Annotated in this window: 29 protein-coding genes; 15 read left to right on the forward strand and 14 right to left on the reverse strand. The window is 69.2% G+C overall.

From position 1 onward, the window contains the following. Positions 1–71: 71 nt before the first annotated feature. Positions 72–485 (forward strand): DUF805 domain-containing protein, encoded by a 414-nt coding sequence (locus KTN05_RS08415; protein WP_254368076.1) that lies wholly within the window; start codon positions 72–74, stop codon positions 483–485. Here KTN05_RS08415 and KTN05_RS08420 read toward each other — a convergent pair. From KTN05_RS08420 to KTN05_RS08445, 6 genes are all read right to left on the reverse strand, one after another. Next, positions 437–1,201 carry a glutathione S-transferase family protein gene (locus KTN05_RS08420; RefSeq protein ID WP_217328935.1) on the reverse strand — a complete coding sequence of 255 codons (765 nt, stop codon included), beginning with the start codon at positions 1,199–1,201 and terminating at the stop codon, positions 437–439. The two genes, KTN05_RS08415 and KTN05_RS08420, sit on opposite strands and share 49 nt — an antisense overlap. Positions 1,202–1,273: 72 nt before the next feature. Next, the gene (locus tag KTN05_RS08425) at positions 1,274–1,708 is read right to left on the reverse strand and encodes a VOC family protein (RefSeq protein WP_217328936.1); all 435 of its coding nucleotides are present in this window, start codon (positions 1,706–1,708) and stop codon (positions 1,274–1,276) included. Between the two features lie 71 nt (positions 1,709–1,779). Beyond that, positions 1,780–2,457 carry a glutathione S-transferase family protein gene (locus KTN05_RS08430; protein ID WP_217328937.1) on the reverse strand — a complete coding sequence of 226 codons (678 nt, stop codon included), beginning with the start codon at positions 2,455–2,457 and terminating at the stop codon, positions 1,780–1,782. A gap of 74 nt (positions 2,458–2,531) precedes the next feature. Continuing rightward, the gene (locus KTN05_RS08435; protein WP_217328938.1) at positions 2,532–3,314 is read right to left on the reverse strand and encodes a VOC family protein; all 783 of its coding nucleotides are present in this window, start codon (positions 3,312–3,314) and stop codon (positions 2,532–2,534) included. A gap of 21 nt (positions 3,315–3,335) precedes the next feature. Next, positions 3,336–3,473: a hypothetical protein gene (locus KTN05_RS08440; protein WP_217328939.1), complete on the reverse strand. Its 138-nt coding sequence runs from the start codon at positions 3,471–3,473 to the stop codon at positions 3,336–3,338. 10 nt (positions 3,474–3,483) lie between these two features. Beyond that, positions 3,484–4,224: a DUF1428 domain-containing protein gene (locus KTN05_RS08445; RefSeq protein WP_217328940.1), complete on the reverse strand. Its 741-nt coding sequence runs from the start codon at positions 4,222–4,224 to the stop codon at positions 3,484–3,486. Positions 4,225–4,344: 120 nt separating this feature from the next. Between KTN05_RS08445 and KTN05_RS08450 the strand changes: the two genes are divergently transcribed. The 3 genes from KTN05_RS08450 to KTN05_RS08460 all read left to right on the forward strand — a co-directional run bounded on the left by KTN05_RS08450 (position 4,345) and on the right by KTN05_RS08460 (position 6,075). Further along, entirely contained in the window at positions 4,345–4,995 is a 651-nt protein-coding gene (locus KTN05_RS08450; RefSeq protein WP_217328941.1) for a helix-turn-helix domain-containing protein, read from the forward strand. Beyond that, positions 4,992–5,540: a VOC family protein gene (locus KTN05_RS08455; RefSeq protein WP_217328942.1), complete on the forward strand. Its 549-nt coding sequence runs from the start codon at positions 4,992–4,994 to the stop codon at positions 5,538–5,540. Before KTN05_RS08450 ends, KTN05_RS08455 begins: the two co-directional genes overlap by 4 nt. A gap of 67 nt (positions 5,541–5,607) precedes the next feature. Continuing rightward, positions 5,608–6,075: a hypothetical protein gene (locus tag KTN05_RS08460; RefSeq protein ID WP_217328943.1), complete on the forward strand. Its 468-nt coding sequence runs from the start codon at positions 5,608–5,610 to the stop codon at positions 6,073–6,075. 57 nt (positions 6,076–6,132) lie between these two features. On the opposite strand, the gene KTN05_RS08465 is transcribed toward KTN05_RS08460, so the two are convergent. Beyond that, complete coding sequence (locus KTN05_RS08465) at positions 6,133–6,564, reverse strand: Lrp/AsnC family transcriptional regulator (RefSeq protein WP_217328944.1); 432 nt, start codon at positions 6,562–6,564, stop codon at positions 6,133–6,135. 177 nt (positions 6,565–6,741) lie between these two features. Here KTN05_RS08465 and KTN05_RS08470 point away from each other — a divergent pair, with 177 nt between their 5' ends. Further along, positions 6,742–7,899 carry a type III PLP-dependent enzyme gene (locus KTN05_RS08470; protein ID WP_217328945.1) on the forward strand — a complete coding sequence of 386 codons (1,158 nt, stop codon included), beginning with the start codon at positions 6,742–6,744 and terminating at the stop codon, positions 7,897–7,899. A 210-nt stretch (positions 7,900–8,109) separates the two neighbouring features. On the opposite strand, the gene metF is transcribed toward KTN05_RS08470, so the two are convergent. Then, positions 8,110–8,973 (reverse strand): methylenetetrahydrofolate reductase [NAD(P)H], encoded by an 864-nt coding sequence (gene metF, locus KTN05_RS08475; protein WP_217328946.1) that lies wholly within the window; start codon positions 8,971–8,973, stop codon positions 8,110–8,112. 88 nt (positions 8,974–9,061) lie between these two features. Here metF and KTN05_RS08480 point away from each other — a divergent pair, with 88 nt between their 5' ends. From KTN05_RS08480 to KTN05_RS08495, 4 genes are all read left to right on the forward strand, one after another. Next, positions 9,062–9,949: a LysR family transcriptional regulator gene (locus KTN05_RS08480; RefSeq protein ID WP_217328947.1), complete on the forward strand. Its 888-nt coding sequence runs from the start codon at positions 9,062–9,064 to the stop codon at positions 9,947–9,949. Between the two features lie 213 nt (positions 9,950–10,162). Beyond that, positions 10,163–10,600, forward strand: a complete 438-nt coding sequence (locus KTN05_RS08485) for a hypothetical protein (RefSeq protein WP_217328948.1) — start codon at positions 10,163–10,165, stop codon at positions 10,598–10,600. Positions 10,601–10,851: 251 nt separating this feature from the next. Continuing rightward, positions 10,852–11,637: an inositol monophosphatase family protein gene (locus tag KTN05_RS08490; RefSeq protein ID WP_217328949.1), complete on the forward strand. Its 786-nt coding sequence runs from the start codon at positions 10,852–10,854 to the stop codon at positions 11,635–11,637. Positions 11,638–11,888: 251 nt separating this feature from the next. Then, on the forward strand, positions 11,889–12,749 hold the full coding sequence (locus KTN05_RS08495) for a DMT family transporter (RefSeq protein ID WP_217328986.1): 861 nt from the start codon (positions 11,889–11,891) through the stop codon (positions 12,747–12,749). Here KTN05_RS08495 and KTN05_RS08500 read toward each other — a convergent pair. After that, on the reverse strand, positions 12,706–15,009 hold the full coding sequence (locus KTN05_RS08500) for a lytic transglycosylase domain-containing protein (RefSeq protein ID WP_217328950.1): 2,304 nt from the start codon (positions 15,007–15,009) through the stop codon (positions 12,706–12,708). The two genes, KTN05_RS08495 and KTN05_RS08500, sit on opposite strands and share 44 nt — an antisense overlap. Positions 15,010–15,112: 103 nt before the next feature. Between KTN05_RS08500 and dapA the strand changes: the two genes are divergently transcribed. Then, positions 15,113–15,988: a 4-hydroxy-tetrahydrodipicolinate synthase gene (gene dapA, locus KTN05_RS08505; RefSeq protein ID WP_217328951.1), complete on the forward strand. Its 876-nt coding sequence runs from the start codon at positions 15,113–15,115 to the stop codon at positions 15,986–15,988. A 7-nt stretch (positions 15,989–15,995) separates the two neighbouring features. Then, positions 15,996–16,325: a multidrug efflux SMR transporter gene (locus KTN05_RS08510; protein WP_217328952.1), complete on the forward strand. Its 330-nt coding sequence runs from the start codon at positions 15,996–15,998 to the stop codon at positions 16,323–16,325. 79 nt (positions 16,326–16,404) lie between these two features. Here KTN05_RS08510 and KTN05_RS08515 read toward each other — a convergent pair whose 3' ends face one another. Together KTN05_RS08515 and KTN05_RS08520 are read right to left on the reverse strand one after the other, a co-directional pair. Further along, the gene (locus KTN05_RS08515) at positions 16,405–17,514 is read right to left on the reverse strand and encodes a pyridoxal phosphate-dependent aminotransferase (protein WP_217328953.1); all 1,110 of its coding nucleotides are present in this window, start codon (positions 17,512–17,514) and stop codon (positions 16,405–16,407) included. A gap of 64 nt (positions 17,515–17,578) precedes the next feature. Beyond that, complete coding sequence (locus tag KTN05_RS08520) at positions 17,579–19,357, reverse strand: thiamine pyrophosphate-binding protein (protein ID WP_217328954.1); 1,779 nt, start codon at positions 19,355–19,357, stop codon at positions 17,579–17,581. Positions 19,358–19,508: 151 nt separating this feature from the next. Here KTN05_RS08520 and smpB point away from each other — a divergent pair, with 151 nt between their 5' ends. Then, positions 19,509–19,982 (forward strand): SsrA-binding protein SmpB, encoded by a 474-nt coding sequence (smpB, locus tag KTN05_RS08525; RefSeq protein WP_217328955.1) that lies wholly within the window; start codon positions 19,509–19,511, stop codon positions 19,980–19,982. Positions 19,983–20,073: 91 nt separating this feature from the next. On the opposite strand, the gene KTN05_RS08530 is transcribed toward smpB, so the two are convergent. Continuing rightward, entirely contained in the window at positions 20,074–20,484 is a 411-nt protein-coding gene (locus KTN05_RS08530; protein WP_217328956.1) for a DUF1810 domain-containing protein, read from the reverse strand. A gap of 128 nt (positions 20,485–20,612) precedes the next feature. Here KTN05_RS08530 and sseA point away from each other — a divergent pair, with 128 nt between their 5' ends. Both sseA and KTN05_RS08540 read left to right on the forward strand, forming a co-directional pair. Beyond that, complete coding sequence (sseA, locus tag KTN05_RS08535; RefSeq protein WP_217328957.1) at positions 20,613–21,464, forward strand: 3-mercaptopyruvate sulfurtransferase; 852 nt, start codon at positions 20,613–20,615, stop codon at positions 21,462–21,464. After that, entirely contained in the window at positions 21,465–22,649 is a 1,185-nt protein-coding gene (locus KTN05_RS08540; protein WP_217328958.1) for an amino acid aminotransferase, read from the forward strand. Between the two features lie 88 nt (positions 22,650–22,737). Here KTN05_RS08540 and KTN05_RS08545 read toward each other — a convergent pair whose 3' ends face one another. Further along, positions 22,738–22,935 carry a DUF1127 domain-containing protein gene (locus KTN05_RS08545; RefSeq protein WP_217328959.1) on the reverse strand — a complete coding sequence of 66 codons (198 nt, stop codon included), beginning with the start codon at positions 22,933–22,935 and terminating at the stop codon, positions 22,738–22,740. Between the two features lie 275 nt (positions 22,936–23,210). Further along, a complete protein-coding gene (locus tag KTN05_RS08550; RefSeq protein ID WP_217328960.1) occupies positions 23,211–23,954 on the reverse strand; it encodes a 16S rRNA (uracil(1498)-N(3))-methyltransferase in 744 nt (247 codons plus the stop codon). Between KTN05_RS08550 and ubiA the strand changes: the two genes are divergently transcribed. After that, the gene (gene ubiA / locus KTN05_RS08555; protein ID WP_217328961.1) at positions 23,953–24,927 is read left to right on the forward strand and encodes a 4-hydroxybenzoate octaprenyltransferase; all 975 of its coding nucleotides are present in this window, start codon (positions 23,953–23,955) and stop codon (positions 24,925–24,927) included. The two genes, KTN05_RS08550 and ubiA, sit on opposite strands and share 2 nt — an antisense overlap. Position 24,928 lies beyond the last annotated feature (1 nt).

Below are 24,928 nucleotides of genomic sequence, written 5' to 3' on the forward strand. Positions count from 1 at the left end.
GAGGGGCCAAGGGGCGCTGACGCTGGCACGGGTGAACCGTTTCTTAGCTTTTCCGTGCCAAGGTCGGCGCGATGCACAACAGCGGAGATGCACATGAACATGATCGAGGCAGTGAAAAGCAGTTTTTCGAAATACGCCGATTTTTCGGGTCGCGCGCCCGGGCGGAATATTGGTGGTTCACCCTGTTCAACATGATCGCCGGATTCGTCGTCCCCTTCGCGCTTCTGATCGCATTCGCGCCGACGACGATCGAGGGAGAGCAGCTTCTGGCCAACCTCTATTCGCTCGCGGTCCTTCTGCCGAGCCTCGCCGTCGGTGCGCGCAGGCTGCATGACACGGGCCGCAGCGGCTGGTGGATGCTGCTCCTTCTGACCGTAATCGGGGCGATCCTCCTGCTGGTCTGGTTCGTGATGAAGGGCGAGACAGGCCCCAACCGCTACGGGCCGGACCCGCTGGAAGGGGAAGGATATCTCCGGGCTGCATGATCCGGGGGACTTTCCGGTGGTCGCCCGTCAGCGGCGGCCTCCCTGCGGTCAGCATCGCGCGGCGGCGCTTCCGCTGACGCCATGCCCGGCGGCGGCTTCGACGCGGCGAAATGCGCGATCTGGTCGGCATGGGCCTTGCGGAAGGCGGGCCGCGCGGTCGCCCGTTCCACATAGGCGGCGAGCGCCGGGCAGTCGGCCAGCGCCTCCGCATCGGCCAGAAGGCGAAGCACATCCGCCATGATGATGTCGGCGGCGGTGAAGCGCCCCGCCGCCAGCCACTCGCGCCCCGCCAGCACCTCGTTCAGCTGGCCCAGCCGCAGGTTCATCATCCGGCTGGCCTTTTGCGCCGCCGCCTCGTCCTTCTCGAAGAACTTCGCCAGCAGCCACGGGAAGATCCACGTCTCGACCGAGTTCAGCGCGGCGATGACCCATTGCGTCACCTCGGGCCGGGCCCCCGCGGGCATCAGCGCGGGGGATCTTTCGGCCAGATGCAGCACGATGGCGCCGCTTTCGAACAGCGTCAGCTCGCCGTCGCGCAGGATCGGCACCTGGCCGAAGGGCTGCACCGCAAAATGCCCCGGCGATTTCGGATGCAACGGCACCGTGTCGATGCGGTAATCCAGCCCCGCCTCCTCGCAGGCCCAGCGGGCGCGCAGGTCGCGGACATAGCCGCGCGGCATGTCGGGCACCCAATCATAGGTGGTGATCGTCAGCATCGTCTCACGTCTCCCCCGGTCGGCCGCGATGCGGCGATGGATGATGAACGGCAGTCGTGGATGCGGGCCGGCTCAGTCCCAGATCGCGGGGTCGGCCAGCTCGATGGAGTTGCCCGCCGGATCGCGGAAATAGATCGAGCGGCGGCCGCTCGGCCACAGGAAATCCGCCTCGATGGCAATGCCCGCGCCTTCCAGATGGGCGCGCCAGAGATCCAGCCGGTCGGGGGCCACGGCAAGGCAGTAATGCCCCTGCCCCTCGGCCCCGTGCGGCGGCACCGGCAGGCGGGCGCCCGGGGCGGGCGGCTTGCGGGTGGCGGCGGGGTTGAAGACCAGCAGGACCTGCGCGGGCTGCCCCTCGACCACGCGGAAGAAGACGTGCCGCCCCGGCACCTTCTGGAAGACCCGCAGGCCGATGACGCCGGACCAGAACGCCTCGGCGGCATCCAGATCCTCGGCATAGAGCGCCGATTCGAGCGTTCCGATGACTGGCGGCGCCGGGCTTTCCATGCGGCGATCCTGTCACAGGATGGCCGCGCTGACGAGACGGGGCCATCGTTGCGGTGCACATTCCCGCCCCCTCACCGGAACCGCGCCGGGACGAGATCGTGGAACGGGAACATATGCAGCCACGGCTTCGCCTCGTCGAGCACACGGGCGGCGGAAGGGCGGGCGATCAACCGCTCGAAATAGGCGGACAGATGCGGGTGATCCGCAAAGGGATGCAGGATGCCCGCATAGAACAGCGCCGGCAGCGCCGCGCAATCGGCAAGGCTGAAGCGGCCCGCGATCCAGCCCTCGCCCGCGGGCCGTTCGCTTTCATGCGGGGTCAGCTGCCGCTCGATGTCGGCATAGGCGCGGTCCAGCGCCGCGCGGCTGTGGGCCGTCACCCCCGGCTCGGCGGCCTTGTCCATGAACAGCCGCGCATCCACGATGGGCTGCATGGCCCCCTGCACATGCATGTCGAAGATCCGGTCCCAGATCCGAACCTCGCGCCCCGCCGCCCCTTGGGGGATCAGCACGTGCCCCCGATCCAGATACTCGATGATGACCGAGGTCTCGGCCACCGACAGCGCTGCCTGATCGTCGCGCAGGGCGGGCATCTTGCCCATCGGCGACAGGCGGCCCATCAGCGCCCGCTCCTCCGGCTGGCCGAGATCGACCAGCCGGAAGTCGAAATCGAGCCCCAGCTCATACATCGCCACCAGCACCTTGTGGGTGAAGGATGACAGCGGATGGCCGTAAAGCGTCAGGGTCATCGCCCAGCCCTTTCTTCTTCGTTCAAGTATCCCGCGGGGTTCGGGGGCGCGAAGCCCCCGATCCGGCAGCCCCGTCAGCGCGTTTCGCTCGCCAGCGCGAACCACGCGCCCTGCGGATCCTGCGCCACGCAGACATAGGCCGGCCCCGGCACCTCGACCGGGCCCATATGGACCCGGCCCTCAAGCGCGGCGATCCGCTCCACCACCTGCGTCATCGGACCCTCCACGCCGAAATAGCTGAGCCACACCGGCGCCGGCGCGTCGCCGAGGCCCATCATCCCGCCGAGCGCCTCGCCCTTCCGCTCGAAAAGCTGGTAATCGCCCGCCTCGCCCATGCTCATCCGCTCGCCCCCGGTCCAGCCGAACAGCGCCGCGTAGAAGGCGAAGCCCGCCTCCATGTCGGTGGTCATCAGCTCCAGCCAGCAGCCGCGGCCCGGCTTCATCGGCGCCCAGGCGCCCTGATCGGGGCCGGGTTCAACCTCCATCGGCGCGGGCTGGAGGATGGCGAACACCGCGCCCTGTGGATCGGCGAGGATCGCGAAGCGCCCCGTGCCGGGAATGTCGTGCGGCTGTTGCAGCACCCTGCCGCCCCGATCCGAGGCCAGTCGGGCGGCCGCGTCCGCATCATCGACGCAGATATAGGGCGTCCAGTTCGGCGGCGTGCCTTCGGGTTGCAAGGACAGCGGCATCAGACCCGCGACCATGTCACCGCCGATCTGCGCCAGCCGGTATTCCCCCGGCGGCGGCATGACGTTCTCGCCCACCGCCCAGCCGAGCAGCGCCTCGTAGAAGGCCGCCGCCGCGTCCGGATCGCTTGTGCCCAGCTCGAACCAGCAGGGCCTGCCGTGATAGCTCATCCCTCCCTCCCCTCGCGCCGGTCAGCCGACGCTGACCATCCTGTGGGCGCCGAAGCGGTCGCAGCACATGCCGTAGCCCGCAGCGAAGAACGTTAGCGCGAAGTCCATCATTACCTCGGCGGCCTGGCCCTGAAACGACGGGCAGCGCGTGAACGGCATGGCGGTCCCGTCAGCCCCGGCTGCCGTCACGGTCGCTGTCGAACAGCGTCTCGAACCCCGCCCAGATCATCCGCTTGCCGTCGAAGGGCATGTCGGGCATCGGCTTGCCTTCCATCGCCGCCTCCATCCTGCGGCCCGCCTCCTCGCAGGTGGCGCGGTCGGGCCAGCAGCCCCAGGACATCACGACGACCTCGCCATCCTTGGCGTCCACCGCGCGATACATGTCGGTCTGCGTGCCGCGCGGCACGTCGGCACCCCAGCTTTCATAATTTCCAAGGCAACCATAGGGCTTGAACATCTCCTCCCATGCCGCATGGGCAAGCGTCTCGAACGCATCCTTGTTGCCTTCGGGCACCGGGGTCAGAAAACCCTGGTAATAGCCGCCGCCCCTGTCGCTGCCATCGGTGACGAGCGACTGAAACCCGCCGAAGATCATGCGCTTGCCGTCGAAGGGCATCTCGCCCATGTCGGCGCCCATCTGAGGATCGTTCATCATCTCGGCCCAGGCGGCGTCGGCGGTCGCCCTGTCGGGCCATTCGATCCAGGCGAAGGCCACCGCCTCGCCGTCCTTCGCCGCCACGGCGCGCAGGAAGTCGGTCTGCTTGCCGGGCTGGATCTCGTCGCTCCATGTCTCGACCATCCGGCTCGCGCCGCGCTTCTGAAAATGCGGCCAGGCCTTGCGCGAGAAGTCTAGGTAAGCCTGCCGGCTGCCGGCGGGCACAGGAGTCACTGATCCGGTGAAATACGTCATGGTTCGTCCTTTCGGTGCAGCTTCGGGTGCAAAGGAAACGTCCGTGATGCGAGTCACGCTGATACAGGCAGTTGCAAAAAGCAACTGAAAAATCCTATGCTGGCGGGAGGAGGTCCCGACTTGGCGAAAAACCGCAAATCCTATGGCGAGGGCTGCATCGCGGCGCATGCGCTGGACCTGATCGGCGACCGCTGGGCGCTGCTGGTCGTGCGCGAGCTGATGCTGGGCCCCAGGCGCTTCGGCGCGATCCGCGCCCGGTTGCCGGGCATCGCCAGCAACATCCTGACGACGCGGCTGGAACAGCTCGAAGCGGCGGGCGTCCTTTCCCGCCGCACCCACCCCGAGCCTGCCTATGAGCTGACGCCGCACGGTCTGGCGCTGGGGCCGGTGCTGCGCGAGCTTTGCCGCTGGGGCGCGGCGAGCCCCGGCCACGATCACACCCTGCCGATCAGCCCCACGGCGCTGATGCTGTCGATGCAGGCGACGGTCCTGCCGGGCGGCGATTTCACCGCCGGGTTCGACATGGACGGCGAGAGCTTCGCCCAGACCGCAACGGTGCAGGGGCTCAGCACCCGCCGCACCGATTCGCCCGAAGGCGAGATGATCTTCGCCGGCCTGCCGAACGACATGGCTTCGGCGATCTACGGCCCCCGCCCGCTGGCGGAAAGCGCCGCCAGCGGGCTGATCCGTTTCACCGGCGATCCCGGTCGCGGGCAGGACTTCGTGGACCTGTTCCACCTCCGCCGCCCAACCGAAGGAGCAGACACATGACCCGACTCGTCCCGCATCTCTGGTATACCGAGCACGCCGAGGAAGCCGCCCGCTTCTACGCTTCGGTCATCCCCGACAGCCGGATCGACAGCGTGACCACGATGCCGATCGAAACCCCCTCCGGCCCGCCCGGCAGCGTGGTGATCGTCGCGTTCACGCTGGCCGGGCGGCCCATGTCCGCCTTCACCGCCGGGAAGCTGGACCCGTTCAACCACGCCATCTCGCTGATGGTCGAATGCGATTCGCAGGCCGAGATCGACCGCATCTGGGACGCCCTGCTGGAGGGCGGGCAGGCCGAGCAATGCGGCTGGCTGCGCGACCGCTACGGCGTCGCCTGGCAGATCACCCCGAAGCGCCTCGCCGAGATGATGCAGAGCGAGGACCGCGAGGCCGCGGGCCGGGCCGCGCTGGCGATGATGGGGATGGTCAAGCTGGATCTGGACGCGCTGGAGCGGGCGTTCGCGGGCGAAGCCGAGCGGGCGTTATCGCCGGTCGGACAACGCAATGATTTTTCTGCAACAGGCAAACGCCCGTTAACCAATTAAACCCTTTCCACCTTGCGACAAAAACTCACCGTGCAATATGCGTGAGCTATCGTGAGGAGATAAAGGCGTGCAATCCAGTAAATTCTTCGGCGGCATCGCAGCGATGCTCGCCCTGTCCAGTTGCGGTCCGTCAACGGTCAATCTGCCTTGGAGGGACGGGGTATCTTACGCGCAGGTCGATGCGGCGAACACGCAGTGCGATGTCCACGCATTGCAGCAGGTTCCTCAGGCGATTTCCACCACGACGACACCGGTTCACGTCACGCCGCCCAACATAATCTGCAACCAGATCGGCAACCAGACATTCTGCAACGATTACGGCAGTCATAGATCTGGCGGACACACCCAAACGACCGACCTGAACCTCGATCTGAGGAAAAGGGTGAAGAACCAGTGCCTCGCTCATTTCGGAGTGCAGGTCATTAGCTTTCAGCGTTGCACGTCCGAGCAATCGAAAAGAGCGGTTGCCGGCAGAGTGCTGCCCCCTGCAAGCCAAGTCGAATGCATCACCGAAAACGGCTACGTGCTACGCTGAACAGCCTCGCCGTAAACCGAACGGGCCGAGAAAGGCGGGGTCGCTTGTCATATCCACCTAGACCGCCCGGTCGAACTTCGTGGACAGGTGAATCAGGCTCTCCGACGACTTCACCCCCGTCAGGTTGCCGATCACGTCCAGCACGTCGTCAAGCTCGGCCGTCGAGGTGCAGCCGAGTTGCAGCAGCAGGTCCACCCGGCCCGAGGTCGTGTGGACCCGCTCGACCGCCGGGATCGCCTTCAGCCGGGCGGTGATGCCGGGCTGGGCGCGCGGCTCGATCGTCAGCAGGCAGGTGGCCCGGATGCGGTTCACTCGCGCGCCCTCGCCCAGCCGCAGCGTGTAGCCGGCGATGGCGCCGGTCGTCTCCAGCCGCTCCAGCCGGGCCTGCACGGTGGAGCGGGCGACCTTCAACCGCCGCGCGAGCACCGCGACCGACATGCGCGCGTCCTGCGCCAGCTGCGCGATGATGCTGCGATCCAGTTCGTCCATGTTTCGTCATTCTGCCGAGGATACGGGCACAATAACGGCACCGGGGCGCGAATCCACCCTTTCCATCGCTGAAAACGGACCGCATATGCGCGATCCTGCGTTAAGCTCGACCACGCAGCCCCCCTCACCCCGATCCGGCAGCAAGCCCGGCCCTATCTATCCGGAAGGAGCACACGCATGGGACTGACCGAAGGCCATCAGGCCAAGACCGTCTGGGAAAACCCCGCCGAGATCATCCGCAGTCTGACGCCGGAGAACCCGGTCATGGTCTTCGCACCGACCGTGCTGCAGGAGCGGGCAAAGCAGTTCCTCGCCGGGTTTCCGGGGCTGGTGACCTATGCCGTCAAGTCCAACCCCGACGAAGCGGTGATCCAGAACCTCGTGACCGCAGGGATCAAGGGCTTCGACGTCGCCTCGCCGTTCGAGATCGACCTGATCGGTCGCCTCGCTCCGATGGCCGCGCGGCACTATCACAACCCCGTCCGCTCGCGGGCCGAGATCGCCCATGCGGTCACCGCCGGCATCAAGGCATGGTCGGTGGACAGCCATTCCGAACTCGACAAGCTGTTCGAGCAGGTGCCCGCGACGGAGTGCGAGATCTCGCCCCGGTTCAAGCTGCCGGTGCTGGGCGCGGCCTATGACTTCGGCTCGAAGTTCGGCGCCTCGCCGGAAATCGCGGCGGAGATGCTGCGCAAGGTGGCCGAGCGCGGCTACATCCCCTCGCTGACCTTCCACCCCGGCACGCAGTGCACCGATCCCGGCGCGTGGGAGACCTATATCGTGACCGCCGGCGAGATCTGCGACATGGCGGGTGTGCGCCCCAGGCGACTGAACGTGGGCGGCGGCTTCCCCTCGTGGCGGGTCCACGGGGTCGAGCCGGACGTGCAGTCGATCTTCGACCTGATCGAGCGGACGACCGCCGCGACCTTCGGCGAGAACGCCCCGGCGCTGGTCTGCGAACCGGGGCGCGGCATCTGCGCCGACGCCTTCTCGCTCATCACCCGCGTCAAGGCGGTGCGCGACGGTCAGGCGGTGTTCCTGAACGACGGCGTCTATGGCGGGCTGACCGAACTGCCGATCATCGGCAATCTCGACCGGCTGGACGTGCTGACGCCCGAAGGCAAGCCCCGCACCGGCAGCGATCACGGCCGCACGATCTTCGGCCCGACCTGCGATTCGGTGGACCGCCTGCCGGGCGAGATCTCGCTGCCCGACGACGTTCAGGAAGGCGACTACGTCATCTTCCATGGCGCCGGGGCCTATTCGGTCGTGACCAACACCCGCTTCAACGGCTTCGGCGAGATGCGGCAGGTGACGGCGCTGTCGCTGGAGTAAGGGCGGGGCGGTGAGCCCGCCGCGACCTCTCCGCTGAAGGAAACGGGCCACGAGCCCGTTTCCGGGCGGAGCTTTGACGCCAGCACGACAGAGGGACGCGCCCGCCAAGGGGCGGGCGGGCGCGTCCCGGTCCGCTTGGGCGGACCGGGGGCCTGACGCCAACGCATGGTCATCATTAGCGCAGGCCGAGTCCGTGCCTCATCCTGATCGTCACGCCACCGCGCGCGCCGGGTCCGCCGTCACGCCGATCCGTCCGCAGACCTCGGCCACCAGTTCCGGCCGGTTCAGCGTGTAGAAATGCAGCCGCTCCACCCCGCCGTCGATCAGCCGTCCGCAGAGATCGGCGGCCAGATCGGCGGCCAGTGCCCGCTCGCCTTCGGGACCGGCGGCGACGAAGGCGTCCTCGGCCCATCCGGGCACCGAGGTCCCGCAGCGGGCGGCAAAGCGCTTCGCGCCAGCCCATGACTGGATCGGCAGGATGCCGGGGATGATCGGCGCCTCAATCCCCGCCGCCGCGCATTGGTCGCGGAAGCGGAAGAACGTCTCGGCGTCGAAGAAGAACTGCGTGATCGCCGACGACGCCCCCGCATCCACCTTGCGCTTGAGCCACGCCACATCCGCCGCCGTGCCGGGGCTATCGGGGTGCGGCTCGGGATAGGCGCCGCAGCGGATGGTGAAGTCGCTCCGCGCGGCGATGGCCTCGATCAGCTGGGCCGAATCGGCAAAGCCCTGCGGATGCGGCGTGAAGACCTGTTGCCCTTGCGGGGCGTCGCCGCGCAGCGCCACGATCTCTCGCACGCCCGCTTTCGCGTATTCATCGACGATCTGCATCGTCTCCTCGCGCGTCGCGTCCACGCAGGTCAGATGCGCGGCGACGTTCAGCCCGTAATGGTTCGACAGCGCCACCACCGCCTCGTGCGTCAGCTGCCGCGTCGTGCCGCCCGCGCCGTAAGTCACGGACACGAAATCCGGCCGCAGAGGGGCGAGGGCCCGCGCGGTTTCCCACAGCCGGAACGACTGGTCGAGCGACTTGGGCGGGAAGAATTCGAAGCTGACGGCAGGCACACGGGTCATGGGAGGTATCCTTTTCACCCCGCCCTTGTGCCACGCGGCATGGCGTGAGACAAATTCATATTCCACAACTTCATCTTGAACCTGATTCATGCACCTTGAACTGCGCCATCTGCGGACGATCCGCGCCATCCACGAAAAAGGCGGCCTGGGCCGCGCCGCCGAGGTGCTGAACATCACGCAATCGGCCCTCTCCCACCAGATCCGCGGACTGGAGGAGCAGGCGGGCGTGCCGCTGTTCCTGCGCCAGACGCGGCCCCTGCGCCTGTCGCCCGCAGGACAGCGGCTGCTGCGTCTGGCGCAGGCCGTGCTGCCGCAGGTCGAGGCGGTCGAGGCCGAGTTCCGCGGTCCCGGCGCGACGAAGGGCGGGCGGATGCATATCGCCATCGAGTGCCACGCCTGCTTCAACTGGCTGCTGCCGGCGCTGGACGAGTTCCGGCAGGATTGGCCGCAGATCGACATCGACATCCGCGCCGGCCTCGCCTTCACCGCCCTGCCCGCGCTGGTGAAGGGAGAGGCCGACCTCGTCATTTCCTCCGACCCCGAGGATCTGCCGGGCCTAATCTTTGAGCCGCTGTTCGATTACCGCCCGCTGCTGGTGGTCCCCTCGGGTCATCGTCTTGCGGGCCGCAGCCACGCGGTGCCCGAGGATCTGAAGCCGGAAACGCTCATCACCTATCCGATGGATCGCGCGCGGCTGGACGTGTTCAGCCATTTCCTCGATCCCGCCGGCGTCACCCCCGCCGGCACGCGAGAGATCGAGTTGACCGACGTGGCGCTGCTGCTGGTCGCCTCGGGCCGCGGGGTCGCCGTGCTGCCCGATTGGGTGGTGGAGCGTGAGGCGAACCGGCCCGACCTGATCTCGATGCCGCTGGGCGATCCGCCGGTGACTCGGCGGCTCTATGCGGCGATGCGCGAGAAGGACCGGGAACTACCGTTCATGGCCGACATGCTGCGGCTGGCGAAGGCGGCGCGGTAAGGCACGGGTCTGCCGGACTCCATCGTTCCTCGCCGCGACACCGAAGCAGAGGCGACGCAAGCCTTCGCTGCGAACCGCATCGGAGAAGCCGTCATCCCCGTTCCCCAAATCCCCGGAACCACGTGCCCCCGTGCCGGCGTTGAGCCCGGAACCATCCGGGAGAACGCCATGCTCGCCTCATTCCTCATGGGCCTTGTCGGCGGCCAGCGATCCATGACGCCGATCGCGGCCGTTTCGGTCGCCGCCGCGCGGGGCGATCTGCCGCGAGGCTGCGCCGCGCCGAAGTTCCTGCGCGAGCCTGCCGTGGCAACGGGCGCCGTGGCCTTGGCGCTGGCCGAACTTGCCGGCGACAAGCTGCCGAGCGCCCCGGACCGGATCGTGCCGCTGGGGCTTGCCGCGCGGCTCATCATGGCGGGGTTTGCCAGCGGCGCGCTGGCGCCGCGCGGGCGGTTCTGGCAGGGCGCGGCGCTCGGCGGGGTGACGGCGGTTCTCGCCTCGTATCCCGGCTGGTCCGCGCGGGTGACGGCGATGGAGGATCATGGCCAGACGCCCACCGGGCTGATCGAGGACGCCATCGTCCTTGCCGGCGCGGTGGCGATCCTTGCCGCGATAAGGCCCGACAATGACAAGCGGCAGCCGATCGCCGGCTGAGCCCTCCCGATCCGGTATTTTCGGCTGCCCGGAACGGGCCTGAAACCGTTCCGGGCAACCTTTTGCGACGAATGCAGACCACCAACCTTCGTCGCGACCTCTGACATCTACAGGTTGCGCCCGAATCCCCTTTTGCGCAACATGACAATATCGTGCATTTTAGGCGACTTGCGGGAACGCGCGCCAAAGGCGATGCGCTTTCCTTTCGCCGCCGCCTCGCCTATTTCGGCGGGCAACCGAAAGGACCGTTCATGGCCAGCGCCAATCTCAACATCATGATCAAGGCCGCGCGCAAGGCGGGCCGCAGCCTCGTCAAGGACTTCCGCGAGGTCGAGAACCTGCAGGTCTCGGTCAAGGGCGCGGGCGACTTCGTCAGCCGCGCCGACCACGAGGCCGAGCGCATCATCAAGGAAGAGCTGCGCGGCGCCCGCCCGACCTATGGCTGGGTCGGCGAGGAAACCGGCAGTGAGGCGGGCGAGGACCCGACCCGGCGCTGGCTGGTCGATCCGCTGGATGGGACCACGAACTTCCTGCACGGCCTGCCCCACTGGGCGGTCAGCATCGCGCTGGAGCACAAGCGCGAGATCGTCGCCGCCGTCATCTTCGACCCCGCCAAGGACGAGCTGTTCAGCGCCGAAAAGGGCGACGGCGCGTTCCTGAACGATACGCGCCTGCGCGTGTCGGGCCGGCGCACGATGATCGAATCGATCTTCGCGACCGGCGTTCCCTTCGGCGGCGCGCGCGATCTGCCCGCCACCCTGCGCGACCTCGCCCGGCTGATGCCGCAGACGGCGGGCGTGCGGCGCTGGGGCTCGGCGGCGCTGGACATGGCCTATGTCGCGGCGGGCCGCTTCGACGGCTACTGGGAACGCGGCATCAAGCCGTGGGACATCGCCGCCGGCATCCTGCTGGTGAAGGAGGCGGGCGGCTTCGTCGAGGCGATCGACCCAGCGCAGTCGGCGGTGGATTCGGGCGCGCTGATCGCCGCCAACGCGCAGCTCTTCGACGGCTTTGCGAGGCTGATCCGCGAGACCTGACCGGGGCGCCCCCTTATGGGGGCCTCGCCGCGCGGGCTTGACTTCGCCCCGGCTCCGGCAGACCTGCGGGTGAAGCCAGCCGGTGAGCCATGACTTCCGATTCCTCCGTGCCTTCCGGCGCGTCCGACGCCGTCACCGCCCCCGCCCCGGCCGAGATGCTGGCGGGGCCGGCGGCGCTGGCCGCGTCCTCGCCGCTGACCCCGGCGGCGGGCGTCACCACCGATCCGCAGCCCGCCCGCGCCGACCGGCAGATGCTGGCCATCGGGCTGATGTGCGCGGTCAGCTTCATCTTCGGCGTGCAGGACGCGCTCTCGCGCCATCTGAGCGCCAACTACTCGCCCTATTTCGTCGTCATGCTGCGCTACTGGTTCTTCGCGGCCTTCGTCCTCGCGATCAGCGCCCGCGGGGCCGGGGGCATCCGCGCCGCCGCCCGCACGCGCCGCCCGGTGATGCAGATCGCGCGCGGCCTGCTGCTGGTGGCCGAGATCGTGGTCATGCAGTTCTCGTTCGTGAAGCTGGGCCTGATCGGAACGCACGCGCTGTTCACGGCCTATCCGCTGCTGGTGGTCGCGCTGTCGGGACCGCTGCTGGGCGAGCGGGTCGGCTGGCGCCGCTGGGCCGCCGTCGCGGCGGGGTTCGCCGGCATCCTCGTCATCCTGCAGCCGGGCAGCGGGGTGCTGAGCCCCTGGGCGGTCCTGCCGCTGGTCGGCTCGCTGATGTTCGCGCTTTACGGGATCATGACGCGGCTGGTGTCGCGCGATGATCCGGCGCCGGTCAGCTTCTTCTGGACCGGCATCGCGGGGGCGGTGGGGATCTCGGTCTTCGGGCTTGCCGACATCACCCCGATGGCGGCGCGGGACTGGCCGTGGATGGGGGCGCTGTGCGTGACCGCCGTCGCCGGGCATTTCCTGCTGATCCGCGCCTATGAACTCGCCGACGCCTCCAGCCTGCAACCCTTCGCCTATACCCAGCTTCTGTGGGTCAGCGTGCTGGGGGTGCTGGTGTTCGGCGAGCGGATCGCCCCCAACGTGCTGATCGGCGGGGCGATCATCGTGGCCGCCGGGCTGATCACCTGGTGGCGGGCGCAGCGCCGGTCGCGGGAAGCAGGCTGAGCGCGGGCGCGGCCGCCGCATCCGCAACTTCCGAGGTGGTCATCGCAGGCTCCGCCCCTTCCAGCGCCACCCGCAGATCGGGGCGGGCCGCGTCGGGCCAGCCGAGCGTCGCCGCCTTCGCCTCGCGCAGCGGCCGGGCGGGGGGACGGGCCGAGGTCGCCAGCAGCAGCGGCGAGACCAGCGGAACCGGGATGATCCCGCCGCCCTGTAAATCCCATGTGGGCATCAGCGGCACCGCTTTGCCCGAGATGCGGGCGCGATAGATCGGCAGCGCCTCGCCCACCCGCATGACGTAGTTGCGGGTCTCGTCGAAGGGGATCATCTCAACCCAGTCCACAGGATCGGTCCCGCCCGCGACGCGCAGGTCGCCGAACTCGCGCAGCCAGCGCGTCGAGCGCCCCGGCCCGGCGTTGTAGCCCGCCGCGACCAGCGCGATGGAGGGGCCAAAGCGGTCCCGCAGCCCCTGCAGATAGGCCGCCCCCAGCCGGGCGTTATAGGCCGCGTCCGTCGTCAGCCGCGGCAGGTCGAACGGCTCGCCGATCTTGCGGGCCATGTCGCGGGCGGTGCCGGGCATCACCTGCATGAGGCCCCGCGCCCCGACATGGCTGCTGACGGTGTGGTTGAACTCGCTTTCCTGCCGGGCGATGGCCAGAACCAGCTCGGGCGGCAGACCAAGCTCACCGTTCTCCAGCCCGGTCAGCGGATAGTAGGCAGCTGGGAAGATACCGCCCTTTCCGGCCGCCTGCTTGGCGAGGCGCAGCGCGTCCCACGGGCGGCGGAGTTCCATCATCAGCCGCGACATGCGGGCGATGTCCTCGGCCGGGGCGGTCTGGGCCAGATGCAGCAGGAACCGCTGCGCCGTCGCCGGATCGCCCGCCGAGACGAGCCACAGCGCCGCCTGCCAGACGTCCGCCTCGCGCATCGGCGCGCCGCGCCAGTCGGGCAGGCTGTCCACCGCCGGGCCCTGCAACGCAAGCTGCGGGTCCATCGGCAGACCCAGCCGTTCCGCCGCAAGCTGCCCATACCACGCCGACTGATGCCGCGCAGCTTGGCGGTAGGCGGCGGTGGAGCCTGCCTCGTCGCCCGCCGCTTCCATCGCCCGGCCCTGCCAGTAGAGCGCGCGGGCCACCGAGATCGGGCTGCCGACCACCGTTTCCAGATGCTGGAAAAGCCCCAGCGCCCGGTCGGTCGCGCCCGCCCGCAGCGCGGCGTAGCCCGCGAGCCATTCGAGGTCGGAATACTGCGCGCGCTCCGGCGGCAGGAAATGATTGGCGGCCAGCCGTTCGGCCAGCGCCCAGTCGCCTGCCCGCAGCGCCGCGCGGGCGTGATCGACGCGGAACGTCGCCCAGCGGACCGGATCGCGCAGGGCCTCGGCCGAGGTCGAACGCTCCAGCAGCAGCTCGCGGGCAAGATCGGTCTGCTTGGCCTTCACCCGCCAGAGGAAGCGGTCCATCGCAAGTCCCGCATCGCCGCGCTGCTCGGGGGGAAGCGCGGTGATGAGGTTATCCACCCCGCTCTGCTCCGCCTGCAGGGCGATGCGGGCGCGGGCGAGATCGGCCTCCGGCCCCGTCACCAACGCGGGCGTGGGCGCGGGTTCGATCATCGCAGCAGCCGGCTCGCCGGTCCGCTGCGGCGGGCGCGAGGGCGGCGCGGCGACCGAGGGCATGACCATCAGCTCGGCCGCTGCCCATTCGCCCTGATCCAGCAGCCGGGCCGTCCGCGCCGCGTGATGGCGCGCCAGCAGGTCCGCGCGGGGGGCGAGGAAGGCGGCAAGCTCGCCGCGCGAAAGCGGGGTTTCGGTCCAGAAGCGGATCGCCTCGGCCTCGGCAGCCTTCGGGCCGGTCGTCTCCAGCGCCGCCAGCAGCGCCAGTTCGGCGGAAAGCGTCGTCGGGCGCCGCTCGCCGAACCATGCCAGCGTCTCGCCCGCCGGCAGGCCGGGCCGCAACCGCGCATCGCCATGCCGGTGGATCAGGTCCATACTGGGCCAATCCGGGTTGCGGGCGGCGAAGTCGCGGAACTCGGGCCATGTGCCCTGCCCCGTCCGCAGCTTCTGCCACTGCACGAGATCGGCCGCGATCGGCCCCGACTGCGCGGCCGCCTGCTGCGCCGCCGTCCAGTCCCTCGCCCCGGCGGCCGCCCAGGCGCGGGAAAGCGCCGCGCCGTCCTCGGCCAGCGCCGGACGGGCGAGCGGCAGTGCGGCGGCGACGGCAAGCGCGGCCAGCCCGGCTCTGATCGGTCGGATGCGGGTCGGTCGGATCATGCCGGCAATGTGAGGGCGCGGCCCCGATACGGCAACTCACATCCTTGGCAACGCGGCGGACCGGTTGTATGGCCACCCGATGACCGACAGTCAGGATGTTCCCATGTTCCGAGGCTCGATGCCCGCGCTCGTCACCCCCTTCACCGAAGAGGGAGAGCTTGACCTGCCCACGCTGGAAAAGCTGGTCGAATGGCATGTCGCAGAAGGCAGCCGCGGGTTGGTGCCGGTCGGCACCACCGGCGAGTCCCCGACCCTCACCCATGAGGAGCACCGCCGCGTCACCGAAGAGGTCGTGCGGCTTGCCGCCGGCCGCATTCCGGTGATCGCCGGGGCGGGCTCGAACTCCACCCGCGAGGCGATCGGCCTGACCCGCCACGCGCAGGAGGCCGGGGCCGACGCCGCGCTGGTCGTCACGCCCTATTACAACAAGCCGACGCAGGCCGGGCTGGTTGCGCATTTCACCGCCGTGCACGACGCCACCGACATCCCGATCATCATCTACAACATCCCCGGCCGCTCGGTCGTGGACATGATGCCGGAAACGATGGGCGAACTTGCGAAGCTGCCCCGCATCGTCGGCGTCAAGGACGCCACCGGCAAGCTGGAGCGGGTCTGCATGCAGCGGCTCTGCTGCGGGCCGGACTTCATCCAGATCTCGGGCGAGGACGCGACCGCCCACGGCTTCAACGCGCAAGGCGGCGTCGGCTGCATCACGGTCACCGGCAACGTCGCCCCCAAGCTGAGCGCCCAGCTGCAGGAGGCGTGCCTGCGCGGCGACTATGCCGAGGCGCTGCGGATCCAGGACCTGCTGATGCCGCTGCATATCGCGATCTTCATCGAGCCTGGGCTCGTCGGGGCGAAATACGCGCTGTCGCGGCTGGGGATGTGCAACGAGCGCGTGCGCCTGCCGCTGACGCCGCTGACCGCCGCCACGCGCGACAGGATCGACGCCGCGCTGGCCCATGCCGGGCTGATCTGACGCCGCAATGGCCTACACCGTGCTGATCATCGCGATCGTCTTCGAGGTGATCGGCACCTCGTTCCTGATGCTGTCGCAGCAGTTCACCAAGCTGGTGCCGACGGTGGTCATGGCGCTGTGCTACCTGGCGTCGTTCTATTTCCTGTCGCAGGCGCTGAAATTCATGCCGCTGGGCGTCGCCTATGCGCTGTGGAGCGGGCTGGGGATCGTGCTGACGGTCGGGATCGGCATCGTCGTGTTCCGGCAGGTGCCGGACCTGCCCGCCGTGATCGGGATCGCGCTCATCATCGGCGGGGTGGTGGTCATCAACGGGTTTTCGCAGGCCGGCGGGCATTGACGAAAGCCGGGGGGACGAAAGCCGGGGGCTGCGCGCCCCCGGACCCCGCGGGATATTTCGGGACAGAAGATGAAGGGCGTCAGGCCCGCGCGGCGGCGAGTGCGCCCGGCAGCGCCTCGGCGAGGGCGTCGAGCTGGTCGTCCGGGCCGCAGCTGACCCGGATGCAGCGGTCCTGCGGCGGGGTCCACGGCATCCGCACGAAGACGCCCCGCTCCGCGAGCCCGGCCAGAACGGCGCGGGCGAAATCCCCGCCGCCGCCGCAGTCGATGGCCACGAAGTTCGTGGCGGAGGGGAGCGCGGCGAGGCCGTTATCCTCGGCGATGGCGGCGATGCGCCGCCGGGCCGAGGCGACCTGGGCGAGGGTCCGGGCAAGCCATGCCTCGTCCTGCAACGCCGCAAGCGCGCCCGCCTGCGCGACGCTGTTCACGCCGAAATGGTTGCGCACCCGGTCGAACGCCCGGATCACCGGGACCGCGCCCAAGGCATAGCCGATCCGGGCACCGGCCATCGCATGCGCCTTGGAGAAGGTGCGGAAACGAATCACGCGGGGATCGTCCGGGTCGATCTGCGGCAGCGCCGGGGCGAACTCGCCGTAAGCCTCGTCCAGCACCATGATCGTGCCGTCGGGCAGGCGGGAGATGGCGGACTCGATCACCTCGGGCTCGTGCCAGCCGCCCATCGGGTTGTCGGGGTTGCAGAGATAGACGAGCTTCGCGCCCGTCTCTCGCGCGCGGTCCACCAGCGCGTCCGGGTCCTGCCGGTCGTCCTTGTAGGGCACGCGGTCCAGCACCCCGCCGAAGCCGGTGACGTGGAAATCAAAGGTCGGATAGCCGCCCGCCGAGGTGACGACCGTGTCGCCCGGCCCCACGAACAGGCGCGCGGTCAGGCCCAGAAGCCCGTCGATCCCCTCGCCCACGACGATATGCCCGGGCGTGACGCCGTGGTGCCGGGCCAGCGCCGCGCGCAGGTCGTGGCTGGTCGGATCGCCGTATTTCCAGACTTCGGCGGCGGCCCCGCGCATCGCCTGCATGGCGGCGGGGGACGGGCCGAAGCCGTTCTCATTGGCCCCCAGCCGCGCCCGGAAGGGGGCGCCGCGGCGGCGCTCCAGCGTTTCGGGGCCGACGAAGGGGACCGAGTCGGGCAGGCTGGCGGGAATGGGCGCGAGGCGCGGCGTCTGGGGCGTGGTCATGCGGGCAGAAGAACCGCAATTCCACGCCGGCCGCAAGCGCCCCGATCAGGCACCATTCAACCGGTCAGCGCCCGAAACCGCGCAGCATCCGCGACAGCAGGTTGCCCTTGCCGCGCTGGTCCGGCTGCACCTCGGCCGGAACCAGCGCGGTCGAAGGTCTGGCCGGTTCCGCCGCCGTCTTCTGCCGGCGCTGCGCCGTTTCGGCCGCCGCGCGGGTTTCCGACAGCGTCGCGCCGGTGGTCAGCGCCTCGGAGTCCAGCTTCAGTTCGATGATGGCGAGCGTTCCGGCGTCCTGCGCGCGTTGGAACGCATCCGCGAAGTCGGAACCATCCGTCACCGTCTCGCCGTGCCCGCCATAGGCGCGGGCGAGCGCGGCGAAGTCGGGATTGAACAGGTCGGTGCCCGAGACGCGGCCCGGATAGTGCTTTTCCTGATGCATGCGGATCGTGCCGTAACGGCCGTTATTGGCCACGATCACGATCACCCCCGCACCGTTCTGGGCGGCGGTGGACAGCTCGTTCAGCGTCATCTGGATGTCGCCGTCGCCCGCGATGCAGACCACCGTGCGGTCCGGGTGCTGGATCTTGGCCGACACCGCCGCCGGCAACCCGTAACCCATCGAGCCTGAGGTCGGCGCAAGCTGCGTGCCCACCCGCTTGAACTGGTAGTAGCGATGGATGAAGGACGCGAAGTTGCCCGCGCCGTTGGTGATGACCGCATCGTCGGGCAGGTTGTCCGACAGCCAGGTGACGACCTGCTCCATCTTCACGTCGCCGGGGGTTTCCTTGGGCTGGCGCCACGCCTCGTAATCGGCACGCAGCGCGGCGGTCCAGTCATCGCGCTTCTTCGCCGGGGCGGGCGCATCGGCCAGCGCCGCCAGCACCGCGCGGGGGCAGGCGGCGATGCCGGGATCGGCGCGCCACAGGTGCCCGATCTCGTCGGGATCGGGATAGACGTGGACGATCCGCCGCCCCTGCCCCTTCGGGCTCATCAGGTCGTAGCCGTTGGTCAGCGTGTCGCCCATGCGCGAGCCGAGCGACAGGATGCAGTCCGCCTGCTTCAGCCGCTCGCCCAGCTTGGGATTCATGCCGACGCCGAGGTCGCCGACGAAGTTCGGCAGGCGGTTGTCCATCAGATGCTGGCGACGGAAGGGCACGGCGACGGGCAGGCCCCAGGTCTCGGCGAAGCGGGCCAACCGGTCCGCGTCCTCCTGCGACCAGACCGAGCCGCCGGGGATCACCAGCGGCCGCTCGGCCGCCGCAAGCGCCGTGGTGATGGCGGCAAGCTGCGCGTCCGAGATGCCGGGCGTCGGCGCGGGCGTGGGGCGCAGGTCGGGGGCGTCGCTGGTCGCGGACAGCATGTCCTCGGGCAGCGCCAGCACCACCGGGCCGGGGCGGCCCGAGGTAGCAAGGTCGCAGGCGCGGGCGATATATTCGGGGATGCGGTCGGTGTCGTCGATCTCGGCCACCCATTTGGCGATTCCGCCGAACATCTGGCGGTAATCGACCTCCTGGAACGCCTCGCGGTCGCGGTCGCTGCGGGCGATCTGGCCCACGAACAGGATCATCGGGGTCGAGTCCTGCATGGCGACATGCACGCCCGCGCTGGCGTTGGTGGCGCCGGGGCCGCGGGTTGCGAAGCAGATGCCGGGGCGGCCGGTCATCTTGCCGTAAGCCTCGGCCATGAAAGCGGCGCCGCCCTCGTGACGGCAGACGACATTGGCGATTCCCAGATCGTAGAGCCCGTCCAGCGCCGCGAGAAAGCTTTCGCCAGGAACGGAAAACACCCGCTCCACCCCGCGCGCCGCCAGCGCATCCGCCAGAATCCGTCCGCCGTGCCGCATCGTCCTGCCCTCATCCCTGCTCGAACCGCGCGCAGGTTGCGCCAGCCGCTCCGGCGGCGCAACCCGGTTGGGCCGGCCTTCGCGCCCTCGTCATCGCCGCGGATCGTCGCGCCTTTACAGGTGAAGCGGGGGCCCTTATCTCACCCCGATCATGGCGCAGCAGAAATCCGATCCGAACTACAAGGTCATCGCGGAGAACCGCCGTGCCCGCTTCGACTATTTCATCGAGAGCGACATCGAGGTCGGCATCGTCCTGACCGGTTCCGAGGTGAAGTCGCTGCGCGCCGGCCAGTCCAACATCGCGGAAAGCTACGCCTCGGTCGAAGAGGGCGAGCTGTGGCTCATCAACGGCTACATCGCCGCCTACAAGCAGGCGGGCGTCTTCGGCCACGAGGAGCGGCGGCGGCGCAAGCTGCTGGTCAGCCGCAAGGAGCTGGCGCGGCTGTGGCAGGCGGTCGGGCGCGAGGGGATGACGCTGGTGCCGCTGGTGATGTATTTCAACCACCGGGGCGTCGTGAAGCTGAAGCTGGGCATCGCCAAGGGCAAGAAGGTCCACGACAAGCGCGACACCGAAGCCAAGCGCGACTGGGGCCGGCAGAAGCAGAGGTTGCTGAAGCAGGGGTGAACGCCTGAGGCCGACGCGAGGCGATCTCCACCCGGACATCGTATGCAGCGTCGTCCCCCCGGTCCGCCCAAAGCGGACCGGGACGCGCCCGCTAACCCAACTCCCTCAACGTCGCCGCATCCGGCTCGCCCCCGTAGAACTCCGCCAGCAGCCGGTCGAACACCTCGCCGCCGCCCGCCTCGCGGAACAGCGTCGCGCAGGAGCGCAGCTTCGCGGCGTCCACGGCCCCCAGCACCGCCTCAGGCGGGGTGCCCGCGTTCGCCAGCATCGCCTCGGCCGCCTCGCGCAGCCTCAAAGCCAGCACCGGATCGGCGAGGTAGGCCCGTGCCTCGGCCAGATCGCGGATGCCGTAGTGCTTCGCCGTGGGCGAATGTCCCAAGGATGCCAGCTGCGGGAAGATATACCACATCCAGTGGCTGACCTTGCGCCCGGCGCGAAGCTCGGCCACGGCGCGGGCCTGGTCGCGCGACTGCGCGTCGTGGAAGCGTTGCAGATCACCCATGCAGCTTCGATGCACCCGCGCCTCGCTTCGGTCAAGGGTGCGGCCCTCCTGCATGTTCCGCAGTTGTCCTGCACGACACCCCCGGCTAAGAATGCCCGGCGCCGTCGCGCCACGAGAGAGGGAGAGGCATGGACGATCCGAAGACGCTGGTTTCCACCGACTGGCTCGCCGCCCATCTGGACGATCCCGACCTGCGGGTGATCGACGCAAGCTGGCACATGCCCGCCACCGGCCGCGACGCCCGCGCCGAATACGAGGCCGCGCATATTCCCGGCGCGCGGTTCTTCGACATCGACGCGATCAGCGACACCCGCAGCGAGCTGCCGCACATGGCCCCGCAGCCCGAGTTGTTCATCAGCCGGATGCGCGCGGCGGGGATCGGCGACGGGCATCAGGTCGTGATCTACGACGACTCGGACGTGCGCAGCGCGGCGCGGGTCTGGTGGACCTTCCGGCTGATGGGAAAGACCGATGTGGCGGTGCTGGATGGCGGCCTCGCCAAGTGGCAGGCCGAAGGGCGCCCGGTCGAGGACATGCGCCCGATCACCCGCGACCGCCACATGACCACCCAGCGGCAGGCCCGGCTGGTGCGCGACGTGACGCAGGTCGCCTCGGCCTCGAAGCTCGGGGATCACGAGATCATCGACGCCCGCTCGCCCGAGCGGTTCCGGGGCGACGCGCCCGAGCCGCGCCCCGGCCTGCGCAGCGGCCACATCCCCGGCGCGCGCAACGTGCCGTTCGGCACACTCTACAACGACGACGGCACGATGAAGCCTCCGGCCGAACTTCGCGCCATTTTCGAGGCCGCCGGCGTGGACCTGTCGCGCCCCGCCATCACCACCTGCGGATCGGGCATCACCGCCGCCGTGCTGGCGCTGGCGCTGGAGCGGACCGGGCACCGCAACTGGTCCCTTTACGACGGAAGCTGGACCGAATGGGGCAGCTTCCCCGACCTCAAGATCGCAACCGGAGACGCCTGAATGTTCGCCGCCCTCAAAGCCCAAGCCCCCGACAAGATCCTGGCCCTGATGGGCGAGTTCAAGGCCGACACGCGGCAGGGCAAGATCGACCTGGGCGTGGGCGTCTACAAGGACCCGACCGGGCTCACCCCCGTCATGCGCGCCGTCAAGAAAGCCGAGCAGCGCATCTGGGAGGCGGAGACGACCAAGGCCTACACCGCGCTGGCCGGCGAGCCCGCCTTCCTGAACGCGATGTCGGGCATGGTGCTGGCGGACGGCATCGCGGCCGACCGCACGGCGATGCTGTCCACTGTCGGCGGAACCGGCGCGATCCGGCAGGCGCTGGAACTGGCGCGGATGGGCAACCCGGATGTGACCATCCACATCTCGGACCCGACCTGGCCGAACCACCTGTCGATCATGAAGTTCATGGGGGTGCCCTTCGTCGAATACCGTTATTTCGACAACGCCACCCGCGGCGTCGATTTCGACGGCATGATCGAGGATCTGGGCCGCGCCAAGAAGGGCGACCTGATCCTGCTGCATGGCTGCTGCCACAACCCGACCGGCGCCAACCTGACGCTGGACCAGTGGGGCGCGGTCGCGGACCTGCTGGAGCGCACCGGGGCGGTGCCGCTGATCGACCTCGCCTATCAGGGCTTCGGCGACGGGCTGGAGGAAGACGCCGCCGGCACCCGCCTGATCGTCTCCCGCGCGCCCGAGGCGATGGTGGCGGCGTCCTGTTCCAAGAACTTCGGCATCTACCGCGAGCGGACCGGCGTCCTGCTGACGCAGGTGGAAAACCCCGCCGCGCGGGACGTGACGCAGGGGACGATGGCGTTCCTGAACCGGCAGACCTACAGCTTCCCGCCCGATCACGGCGCGCGGATCGTGCAGACGATCCTGGACGATGCCGAGCTGAAGGCCGACTGGATGGCCGAGCTGGAGGCCGTGCGGCAGGGGATGCTGGCGTTGCGCGAGCAGTTGGCGAGCGAACTGCGCGACTTGACCGGCACCGACCGCTTCGACTTTATCGCCCGTCATCGCGGCATGTTCTCGCGCCTCGGCGCGACGCCCGAGCAGGTGGCGCGGATGAAGGACGAGGCGGCGATCTACATGGTGGGGGATTCGCGGCTGAACATCGCCGGGCTGAACGACCAGACGGTGCCGGTGCTGGCCCGCGCGATCGTGGATGCCGGGGTCTGAGCGGGGCGCGTGCGGCGCCCTCTGCCCCTGAAATAGCAAAGGCCGGGCGCGATGCCCGGCCTTCTGCGTTTGGCGCGGCTGGTAAGGCTCAGCGGCCCCGGCGCGCAACAGCGTCGATGTCGCTGCGGCTCAGACCGATATCGTCCAGCTCGCGGTCGGTCAGACGGTTCAGCGCGTTGCGCGTGGTGCGCATGTCATACCAGGCGGTGATGGCGGATTTCAGCTTCGTGCCGAAACCAATGGAGGAGCCGCGCCCCTCGGCGCGGGCGAAATCGATCGCCGACATATATTTTCCTGCTTTTTCAAGGGGACCGGAACTGCCCGGTCCGGGTTGTTCGATGCTTATTATATAGACAAAGGGAGAACATTAAGCCAGCCCCGGCTGGGCAAGCCAGTCATGCGCGGGCTGCATAAGTGCTGGTTTTAACTGAATTTTTCCAGATCCGGCAGATCAGCAACGTTCTTGCTGCGGCTGCCGGAATTACGTCAAGTCAAAAGACGATCCTACGCGTTAATTCGGCGTTGCCCGCGAAATCTTCGAATACTTGGCCGCCTCGGACGTCAGATGTCCTGTTGCCCTTTTGCACCGGACCAGTCGCCCAGGACAGATTGCCACAGGGCGAGCGCCGCCACCGCCGCCGTATCCGCACGAAGGATCCGCGGCCCGAGGCTGATGCGGGTGACGAAGGGCAGCGCCGAAAGCCGCGCCCGCTCACCCTCGGACCAGCCGCCTTCCGGCCCGATCAGGATCGCCCACGGCCCGCGCGGCAGCGCCGCCAAGGTCTGCGCCGGGCCCGCCAGCGCCTCGTCGGCCCACAGGATGCGGCGCGCGGCGTCCCAGCCGTCCAGCAGGCGGGCCAGCGGCGTCAGATCATCCACGGGGGGCACGAAAGTGCCGCCGCACTGCTCAGCCGCCTCGACGGCATGAGCCTGAAGCCGGTCCTGGCGGATGCGCTCGGCATTAGTGTGATCGGTCTGGACCGGCAGGATGCGGGCGGCGCCAAGCTCGGCGGCCTTCTCCACGATGAAATCGGTGCGCGCCTTCTTGATCGGCGCGAAGATCAACCAAAGGTCCGGCGGGTCCATCTGCGGCGCGGTTCTTTCCAGCGCCGTGACCTGCCCGCCGCGCTTTCCGGCGGCGTCGATCCGCGCCCGCCATTCGCCGTCGCGGCCGTTGAACACGGCGATTTCATCGCCCGGCACCTGCCGCATGACGCCAGAAAGATAATGCGCCTGCCCGCCCGACAGGGGCGCGGGTTGCCCCTTGGCCAGCGGATGATCTAAGAACAGCCTGATTTTTCCCATGTCGCCGCAGGTTATTCACGTGCCCGTCCAGACGCCACATCTTTCGCATGAGCCGGTCGCTGACGCGGCAGGCAACTGGGTCGATCGCTACGCCCCGCCCGCGTGGAGGCCCTATCTGCGCCTCAGCCGCGCCGACCGGCCAATCGGGACCTGGCTGCTGCTGCTGCCCTGCTGGTGGGCGGTCGGGCTGGCGATGATCGTGGACCAGCCGCGTTGGGTGGACCTGTGGATCGTCGTCGCCTGCGCCATCGGCGCGGTCGTGATGCGCGGGGCGGGCTGCACCTGGAACGACATCACAGACCGCGAGTTCGACGGCTCGGTCGCGCGGACCCGCTCGCGCCCGCTGCCCTCGGGGCAGGTCACGCTGACCGGAGCGGTGATCTGGCTGGTGGTGCAGTGCCTCGTCGGCCTTGCGGTGCTGCTGACGCTGAATGCGGCGGCGATCTGGCTGGGCGTCGCCTCGCTGGCGCTGGTGGCGATCTACCCCTTTGCCAAGCGCTTCACCTGGTGGCCGCAGGTGTTCCTGGGCCTCGCCTTCAACTGGGGCGCGCTGCTGGCCTTTGCCGCGCATACCGGCGGGCTGCACCCGGCGGCGATCCTGATGTATGTCGCGGGCATCCTGTGGACGCTGTTCTACGACACGGTCTACGCCCATCAGGATGTCGAGGATGACGTGCTGATCGGCGTGAAATCCACCGCCCGGCTGTTCGGCGCGGACACGCCGCGCTGGCTGGCGGGCTTCGCCGCGGGCTCGGTGGTGCTGCTGGCCGCCGCCGCCGCTGTGGCGGGGCCGGATGGCGTCCTGGCGCGGCTGGCGGTCACGGCGGCCGCCGTCGGCTTCGCCGCGCATCTGGCGTGGCAGCTGCGCCTGTTCGACATGCACGACGATGCGGTGCTGCTGCGGCTGTTCCGCAGCAACCGCGACGCGGGGCTGATCGTTGCGTTGTTTCTTGGCATCGCCGGGCTTGCCTGAT

The sequence above is a fragment of the Paracoccus sp. Z118 genome (assembly GCF_019061185.1).
Taxonomy (GTDB): Bacteria; Pseudomonadota; Alphaproteobacteria; order Rhodobacterales; family Rhodobacteraceae; genus Paracoccus.

What these genes read in the sequence shown, in the direction of transcription:
- KTN05_RS08445 (WP_217328940.1), bottom strand. Translation starts at nt 4,224, where the DNA reads ATGACGTATTTCACCGGATCAGTGACTCCTGTGCCCGCCGGCAGCCGG.
- metF (WP_217328946.1), bottom strand. Translation starts at nt 8,973, where the DNA reads ATGACCCGTGTGCCTGCCGTCAGCTTCGAATTCTTCCCGCCCAAGTCG.
- KTN05_RS08425 (WP_217328936.1), bottom strand. Translation starts at nt 1,708, where the DNA reads ATGGAAAGCCCGGCGCCGCCAGTCATCGGAACGCTCGAATCGGCGCTC.
- KTN05_RS08465 (WP_217328944.1), bottom strand. Translation starts at nt 6,564, where the DNA reads ATGGACGAACTGGATCGCAGCATCATCGCGCAGCTGGCGCAGGACGCG.
- KTN05_RS08435 (WP_217328938.1), bottom strand. Translation starts at nt 3,314, where the DNA reads ATGAGCTATCACGGCAGGCCCTGCTGGTTCGAGCTGGGCACAAGCGAT.
- KTN05_RS08440 (WP_217328939.1), bottom strand. Translation starts at nt 3,473, where the DNA reads ATGCCGTTCACGCGCTGCCCGTCGTTTCAGGGCCAGGCCGCCGAGGTA.
- KTN05_RS08520 (WP_217328954.1), bottom strand. Translation starts at nt 19,357, where the DNA reads ATGCGGCACGGCGGACGGATTCTGGCGGATGCGCTGGCGGCGCGCGGG.
- KTN05_RS08550 (WP_217328960.1), bottom strand. Translation starts at nt 23,954, where the DNA reads ATGGGAAAAATCAGGCTGTTCTTAGATCATCCGCTGGCCAAGGGGCAA.
- KTN05_RS08515 (WP_217328953.1), bottom strand. Translation starts at nt 17,514, where the DNA reads ATGACCACGCCCCAGACGCCGCGCCTCGCGCCCATTCCCGCCAGCCTG.
- sseA (WP_217328957.1), top strand. Translation starts at nt 20,613, where the DNA reads ATGGACGATCCGAAGACGCTGGTTTCCACCGACTGGCTCGCCGCCCAT.
- KTN05_RS08510 (WP_217328952.1), top strand. Translation starts at nt 15,996, where the DNA reads ATGGCCTACACCGTGCTGATCATCGCGATCGTCTTCGAGGTGATCGGC.
- KTN05_RS08540 (WP_217328958.1), top strand. Translation starts at nt 21,465, where the DNA reads ATGTTCGCCGCCCTCAAAGCCCAAGCCCCCGACAAGATCCTGGCCCTG.
- KTN05_RS08455 (WP_217328942.1), top strand. Translation starts at nt 4,992, where the DNA reads ATGACCCGACTCGTCCCGCATCTCTGGTATACCGAGCACGCCGAGGAA.
- smpB (WP_217328955.1), top strand. Translation starts at nt 19,509, where the DNA reads ATGGCGCAGCAGAAATCCGATCCGAACTACAAGGTCATCGCGGAGAAC.
- KTN05_RS08480 (WP_217328947.1), top strand. Translation starts at nt 9,062, where the DNA reads ATGCACCTTGAACTGCGCCATCTGCGGACGATCCGCGCCATCCACGAA.
- KTN05_RS08500 (WP_217328950.1), bottom strand. Translation starts at nt 15,009, where the DNA reads ATGATCCGACCGACCCGCATCCGACCGATCAGAGCCGGGCTGGCCGCG.
- KTN05_RS08530 (WP_217328956.1), bottom strand. Translation starts at nt 20,484, where the DNA reads ATGGGTGATCTGCAACGCTTCCACGACGCGCAGTCGCGCGACCAGGCC.
- KTN05_RS08545 (WP_217328959.1), bottom strand. Translation starts at nt 22,935, where the DNA reads ATGTCGGCGATCGATTTCGCCCGCGCCGAGGGGCGCGGCTCCTCCATT.
- KTN05_RS08470 (WP_217328945.1), top strand. Translation starts at nt 6,742, where the DNA reads ATGGGACTGACCGAAGGCCATCAGGCCAAGACCGTCTGGGAAAACCCC.
- KTN05_RS08490 (WP_217328949.1), top strand. Translation starts at nt 10,852, where the DNA reads ATGGCCAGCGCCAATCTCAACATCATGATCAAGGCCGCGCGCAAGGCG.
- KTN05_RS08415 (WP_254368076.1), top strand. Translation starts at nt 72, where the DNA reads ATGCACAACAGCGGAGATGCACATGAACATGATCGAGGCAGTGAAAAG.
- dapA (WP_217328951.1), top strand. Translation starts at nt 15,113, where the DNA reads ATGTTCCGAGGCTCGATGCCCGCGCTCGTCACCCCCTTCACCGAAGAG.
- KTN05_RS08420 (WP_217328935.1), bottom strand. Translation starts at nt 1,201, where the DNA reads ATGCTGACGATCACCACCTATGATTGGGTGCCCGACATGCCGCGCGGC.
- KTN05_RS08495 (WP_217328986.1), top strand. Translation starts at nt 11,889, where the DNA reads ATGCTGGCCATCGGGCTGATGTGCGCGGTCAGCTTCATCTTCGGCGTG.
- KTN05_RS08485 (WP_217328948.1), top strand. Translation starts at nt 10,163, where the DNA reads ATGACGCCGATCGCGGCCGTTTCGGTCGCCGCCGCGCGGGGCGATCTG.
- ubiA (WP_217328961.1), top strand. Translation starts at nt 23,953, where the DNA reads ATGTCGCCGCAGGTTATTCACGTGCCCGTCCAGACGCCACATCTTTCG.
- KTN05_RS08430 (WP_217328937.1), bottom strand. Translation starts at nt 2,457, where the DNA reads ATGACCCTGACGCTTTACGGCCATCCGCTGTCATCCTTCACCCACAAG.